The 6,357-nt window shown below is 59.7% G+C and carries 7 protein-coding genes; all 7 read left to right on the forward strand.

Features of this window, described 5'->3' with window-relative positions; all coding sequences use genetic code 11:
* Positions 1-68: 68 nt before the first annotated feature.
* From AB4090_RS14600 to AB4090_RS14630, 7 genes are read left to right on the forward strand one after another with little or no spacing between them, the layout of a single operon-like run.
* Positions 69-449 (forward strand): ArsR/SmtB family transcription factor, encoded by a 381-nt coding sequence (locus tag AB4090_RS14600; protein ID WP_369574616.1) that lies wholly within the window; start codon positions 69-71, stop codon positions 447-449.
* Positions 446-925, forward strand: coding sequence for an arsenate reductase ArsC (locus tag AB4090_RS14605; RefSeq protein ID WP_369574621.1), 480 nt, complete (start codon positions 446-448; stop codon positions 923-925). Before AB4090_RS14600 ends, AB4090_RS14605 begins: the two co-directional genes overlap by 4 nt.
* A 42-nt stretch (positions 926-967) precedes the next feature.
* A complete protein-coding gene (gene arsD, locus AB4090_RS14610) occupies positions 968-1,333 on the forward strand; it encodes an arsenite efflux transporter metallochaperone ArsD (protein ID WP_369574617.1) in 366 nt (121 codons plus the stop codon).
* A gap of 20 nt (positions 1,334-1,353) precedes the next feature.
* Positions 1,354-3,114 carry an arsenical pump-driving ATPase gene (gene arsA / locus AB4090_RS14615; protein WP_369574622.1) on the forward strand — a complete coding sequence of 587 codons (1,761 nt, stop codon included), beginning with the start codon at positions 1,354-1,356 and terminating at the stop codon, positions 3,112-3,114.
* A gap of 10 nt (positions 3,115-3,124) precedes the next feature.
* Positions 3,125-3,598, forward strand: a complete 474-nt coding sequence (locus tag AB4090_RS14620) for a CBS domain-containing protein (protein WP_369574618.1) — start codon at positions 3,125-3,127, stop codon at positions 3,596-3,598.
* Between the two features lies 1 nt (position 3,599).
* Entirely contained in the window at positions 3,600-4,883 is a 1,284-nt protein-coding gene (locus AB4090_RS14625; protein ID WP_369574619.1) for an arsenic transporter, read from the forward strand.
* Positions 4,884-4,908: 25 nt separating this feature from the next.
* On the forward strand, positions 4,909-6,291 hold the full coding sequence (locus tag AB4090_RS14630) for an FAD-dependent oxidoreductase (protein WP_369574620.1): 1,383 nt from the start codon (positions 4,909-4,911) through the stop codon (positions 6,289-6,291).
* The last annotated feature ends 66 nt before the right edge of the window (positions 6,292-6,357 follow it).

A 6,357-nucleotide genomic window follows, 5' to 3' on the forward strand; every position in this document is an offset into this window, starting at 1 on the left:
GGGTATAGTCTAACTGGACGAGTCAAAAAGCATTGCATATATTTCAATAGTTGTTGTATACTCAAAATATGGAAAAGCAAACTGCCACATCAATCTTCGAATCCCTCGCTTCAGGATTGCGTTTGGACGTGTTCAGACTGCTGGTCAGAAAAGGGCCGGAAGGCATGGTAGCCGGCGAGATCGCCACCACACTGGATGTGCCACCGGCCAATCTCTCCTTTCACCTGAAGGCGCTGTCACAAGCTCGCCTGGTGACGGTTGAGCAAGAAGGCCGCTTTCAGCGCTACCGTGCGGACATCCCCTTGATGCTGGATTTGATCGCCTACCTCACCGAAGAGTGCTGTTCGGGCAGTCCGGACCAATGCATTGAAATGCGCGCAGCTTCGAAATGTTCCGAGGAATTATTGCCACCACTATTACCCACCCCGACCAAAGCGACGACGACATGAACATTCTTTTTCTTTGCACTGGTAACTCCTGCCGTTCCATTTTGGCTGAGGCGACCTTCAACCACTTGGCACCGACCGGATGGAAAGCCATGAGCGCGGGAAGCCAGCCGACCGGGAAGGTCCATCCTCGCTCTCTGGCACTCCTGGCCCGCGAGGGCATCGCCACGGACGGATTGCACAGCAAATCCTGGGACAGCTTGCCGCAGGTACCCGATGTGGTCATCACGGTCTGCTCGAATGCGGCCGGAGAAACCTGCCCGGCTTATCTGGGCCCAGTGTTGCGCACGCATTGGGGCGTCGATGACCCCGCTCATGTCACCGGAACCGAAGAGGAAATCGAAGCCGCCTTCACGACCGCTTACCGCATTTTGCGACGTCGCATTGAAGCATTTCTCGCACTGCCATTGGCCCAACTTGAGAATGACCGACCGCACTTCAAGTCAGCGTTGGATCACATAGGGACGCTTTCGGCGTAGTTTTTATTTGATCAACATTTCAATATTTGATGGAGGTTTTAAATGAAAAAGATTGAAGTCTTTGACCCATCGTTGTGCTGTAGCACAGGAGTGTGCGGAGTGAATGTCGACCAGGCGCTCGTAAATTTTGCTGCCGATGTCGATTGGGCAAAGCAGAACGGGGCGCACATCGAGCGTTTCAATCTAGCGCAGCAGCCACAGGCATTTGCAGACAATGCAACCGTAAGAGCAATTTTGCAACGCTCGGGGCAGGATGCCTTGCCCCTGATCCTGGTCGATGGCGAAGTGGTCCTCGCGGGACGCTATCCGAAGCGGACCGAATTGGCGCTTTGGATCGGCGCCGATCAACCGGCGGACGTTACGAAACAGACATCGGGCTGCTGCTCTAGCCGTCGCGGCTGCTGCTGAACAATACGGAGAAAATGATCATGGAATTTCTTCAACATCCGCCGCGCTATCTCTTCTTCACGGGTAAAGGCGGCGTCGGCAAAACCTCGATTGCCTGTGCCACAGCCATTCAACTCGCCGAAACGGGGAAGAACGTCCTCCTCGTCAGCACTGATCCGGCGTCTAACGTTGGGCAAGTATTCAGTGTGGACATCGGTAATCGCATCACGCCGATTCGGGCTGTTCCGCACCTTTCTGCCCTTGAAATCGATCCGGAAGCCGCGGCCCATGCTTACCGTGAACGGTTGGTTGGTCCGGTTCGCGGCGTGCTGCCTGACGATGTCGTAAAGGGGATCGAAGAATCGTTGTCGGGCGCATGTACCACGGAAATCGCCGCCTTTGACGAGTTCACGGCACTGCTGACAAATGCTGCACTCACGGCTGATTATCAGCACATCGTTTTCGACACCGCCCCCACCGGCCACACCATCCGCTTGCTGCAACTGCCCGGCGCGTGGAGCGGCTTCATCGCAGCGAACCCGGAAGGATCGTCTTGCCTGGGACCTCTGACAGGTCTCGAAAAGCAGCGCCAGCGTTACGCCGCAGCGGTAGAGGCGCTTGCCGACCCTGAACGCACGCGCCTAGTGCTGGTGGCGCGCGCGCAGAAGTCCACCCTGGACGAAGTCGCGCGCACCTCTGGAGAGTTGGCTGCCCTCGGCCTGTCCGGCCAGTTCGTGGTCATCAATGGCGTATTGCCGGCGGCCGAGGCGGAACATGATGCGCTGGCCGCTGCCGTACACCGCCGCGAGCAGACCGCAATCGCCGAGATGCCTGCCGCGTTGCATCGGCTACCGGTGGACCAGTTGCCGCTCAAAGCTTTCAACATGGTGGGCGTCGAGGCCCTGAAAAACCTGCTTGGTGGCGAAGACGATCCGGTACTGGCCGCAGCGGCTATCGCTTTGGCACCAGCCGATTTACCTGCGCTCTCCACGCTGGTGGATGAAGTGGCCCAAGTCGGCCATGGCTTGGTCATGATGATGGGCAAAGGCGGCGTCGGTAAAACCACGTTGGCGGCCGCCGTCGCGGTCGCACTGGCAAAGCGTGGTTTTCCCGTTCATCTGACGACCTCCGATCCGGCGGCGCATCTGTCGGATACGCTGACCGGCTCACTGGATAACCTGGAGGTCAGCCGCATCGATCCGCGCGCGGAAACAGAGCGCTACCGCCAACACGTGCTGGCCACCAAGGGCAAGGATCTCGACGCCGAAGGCCGCGCGATGCTGGAAGAGGACTTGCGTTCCCCTTGCACCGAGGAGATTGCGGTTTTCCAAGCCTTCTCGCGCATCATCCGCGATGCGAACAAGAAGTTTGTGGTGATGGATACCGCGCCGACCGGCCATACGCTGCTGCTGCTCGACGCCACCGGCGCTTACCACCGTGAGGTGGCCCGCCACATGGGAGCGAATGCGCACTACACCACGCCGATGATGCAGTTGCAGGATCCGGAACGCACCAAGGTGATCATCGTGACCTTGGCGGAAACCACTCCGGTGCTTGAGGCGGCTGGTTTGCAGGAAGACTTGCGTCGCGCCGGAATCGAACCGTGGGCTTGGCTGATCAACAACAGTTTGGCCGTCAGCAAGACGCGATCGCCTCTGCTCAAACTGCGCGCAGGCCACGAGCTGGCGCAGATCGAGGCCGTGCGCACGCGGCACGCCAAGCGCATCGCCCTGGTGCCGATACAAACCGAGGAGCCGGTAGGAATCGAGCGTCTACAGACGCTCGCCATTCAACAAGCCTAGGAGGATCTCCATGCGCGTCCGAGACCTGATGACCCCCAATCCCGTGACTGTTCATTCACACACTCCAGTCGACGCCATCGCGCAGTTGCTGGTCGCTCACCGCATCAATGGCGTACCCGTTGTGGATGAGCAGCAACACTTGCTCGGCGTCGTGACCGCTGAGGACCTGATCTACCGCGGTGCCGATGAGCGGTTTGAGCCACGTGAGTCGCTCTGGAAAGAAAACTTCTGGATTTCCTTTCTGAGCCCCGAGGGCGCCCAGCCCGGCAAGGCCGAGGGTCGCACTGCGGCCGAGGTGATGACACACAAGGTGCACAGCGTCGGGCCGGATGACGACCTGTCGGTGGCCGCCCGGCTCATGGTGGACTGGCGGATTACGTCGCTGCCCGTGGTCGAGTCGGGCGTGGTGATCGGCGTCGTCTCACGCATCGACCTTCTACGGCGTCTGCATGAATTCGAAAATCCGTTGAAAAGAGAGAACTGACGTGCTCGCTGCCCTGCTGATCTTCCTCGTCACCATCGTCCTTGTCATCTGGCAGCCGCGCGGCCTCGGCATCGGCTGGAGCGCGACCCTCGGCGCCATTGCCGCCCTTCTGACCGGCGTGATTCATCTCGCGGATATTCCCGCGGTTTGGCACATCGTTTGGAACGCCACCATCACCTTCGTGGCCACCATCATCATCAGCCTGTTGCTCGATGAAGCCGGTTTTTTCGAGTGGGCGGCGCTGCGCGTGGCACGTTGGGGTCGCGGCAACGGGCGCGGACTCTTCGCCTTCCTGATCCTGCTGGGCGCAGCCGTGGCGGCCTTGTTCGCCAATGACGGCGCTGCGCTGATATTGACGCCGATCGTGATGGCGATGCTGCTGGCGCTCGGGTTCAGTCCGGCGGCAACCCTGGCTTTCGTCATGGCCGCCGGCTTCATTGCCGATACGTCCAGCCTGCCATTGATGGTGTCCAACCTGGTCAATATCGTCTCGGCCAATTTCTTCAACATCGGCTTCAACGAATACGCCGCGATCATGGTCCCGGTGGATATCGCCGCGATCGTCGCCAGCCTGGTCGTGCTGCTGCTCTATTTCCGGCCCAGCATCCCCGCCCAATACGACATGGCGCAGCTCAAGCAGCCGCATGAGGCCATCAACGATCCTGCCACGTTCCGCATCGGGTGGGTGGTGCTGGCGCTCCTGCTGCTCGGGTACTTCGGTCTTGAACCGCTGGGCGTGCCGGTCAGCGCCGTCGCGGTCTTCGGTGCGCTGCTTCTGCTCGGCGTGGCTGCGCGCGGCCATGTCATCAGCACCCGGAAGGTGTTGCGCGAAGCGCCCTGGCAGATCGTCATTTTCTCGTTGGGGATGTATCTGGTGGTGTATGGCCTGCGCAACGCCGGAATCACTGGGTATCTGGCGGATCTGCTCAATGTTTTTGCCAACCACGGCGTGTGGGGCGCAGCGTTCGGCACGGGCGTGCTGACGGCATTCCTCTCCTCGGTGATGAACAACATGCCAACGGTCCTTGTGGGTGCGCTCTCCGTTGCGACGACGAACGCCACCGGCACGGTGCGCGAGGCCATGATCTACGCCAATGTCATCGGCTGCGACTTGGGACCCAAGTTCACGCCGATTGGCAGTCTGGCGACCTTGCTCTGGCTGCACGTGCTCGCGCGCAAGGGCATGACCATCACTTGGGGGTACTACTTCAAGGTGGGTGTCCTCCTGACCGTGCCCGTCCTGCTGATCACGCTCGCCGCGCTCGCGATCCGGCTCAGCATATAGGGTGAACCAGTGACGGAGGACTGACATGACCGAGAATGCAATAAAACACCTGCTCATCATCGGCGGTAGTGACGCTGGCATCAGCGCGGCACTACGAGCACGCGAACTCGCCCCTGCTTGGCAGGTAACAATCGCCACTGCCGACCGCTATCCGAACTTTAGCATCTGCGGCATTCCCTATTTTCTGAGCGGCGAGGTGGGCGACGCAGCCAATCTGGCCCATCGCAAGGCTGCCGACATCAAAGCGCTCGGCATCGAACTGCTTCTTGACCACACGGTCGAGAGCATTGACCCCGTGGCTCATTGCGCAACGACACGAGACAAGAGCGGACGAGTGGCACAGCATGGCTATGACAAGCTTGTCATCGCAACGGGAGCGGCCTCGGTACGCCCGCCACTTTCTGGTCTCGATCTGCCTGGAGTCTTTTTGCTGCGTTGGATGGATGACGCCTTTGCGTTCCAAAAGCATCTTGAGAAGGTCAGCCCCCGCACCATCGCCATTGCTGGGGGAGGATACATCGGCCTCGAGATGGCAGAGGCGCTCACACGCCGCGGCATCCAGGTGACCGTGATTGAAATGGCACCGAGCGTCATGACGACGGTCGACCCGGATTTGGGCCAGTTGGTCGGCGCCGAATTGCAGCGCAACGGGGTGCGTGTTGCGACTGGTCAAGCGATCTCATCCATCGGGATCGATGGTGATGTGCTGCAGATCGAAGGCCCTAACAACTTCAGATGCACTGCCGATATGGTTTTGGTTGCCGTCGGTGCCCGACCCGAAACGGAAATCGCGTTGGCCGCTGGAATTGAGTTGGGCTTTAAAGGCGCGCTGAAAGTGAACCGGCGCATGGAGACCAACGTTCCGGACATCTACGCCGCCGGCGACTGCGTAGAAACCTGGCATCGCATCACACAGTCGAACGCATACCTGCCGCTCGGTACGACTGCCCACAAGCAGGGGCGGATTGCCGGCGAGAATGCGGTTGGCGGCGACAGGATATTCGAAGGCAGTCTGGGAACACAGTCGGTTCGCGTATTTGACTACGTCATTGCACGCACGGGCTTCCATGCCCGCGATGCTGCAAACGCAGGCTTTGCTCCTCTATCGGTCGACTATGTGGCCTGGGATCACAAGGTCTACTATCCGGGTGCCAAGGAAATGACCATTCGAGTCACGGCCGACCAGTTTACGCAGCGTTTGCTCGGGGCACAGATCATTGGGCGCTACGGGACCGAGGTTTCGAAGCGGATCGACATATTTGCTGCCGCCATTTACCATGGCATGAATGTCGAAGCCTTCAATGACCTCGACCTAAGCTATACGCCGCCCTTGAGCAGTCCGTGGGATCCAGTACAGATGGCCGCGCAAGCTTGGAGCGCATCCGCAAGGAACAGCGTCCGTTCCTGAGTCGGTTATTGTTTGTTGCCTGCCAGTCTTAGCGTACGATTTTTTCCGTTTCGTGAGCTGACCCCA

The sequence above is a fragment of the Acidithiobacillus sp. IBUN Pt1247-S3 genome, from assembly GCF_041146875.1.
Classification (GTDB): domain Bacteria; phylum Pseudomonadota; class Gammaproteobacteria; order Acidithiobacillales; family Acidithiobacillaceae; genus Igneacidithiobacillus.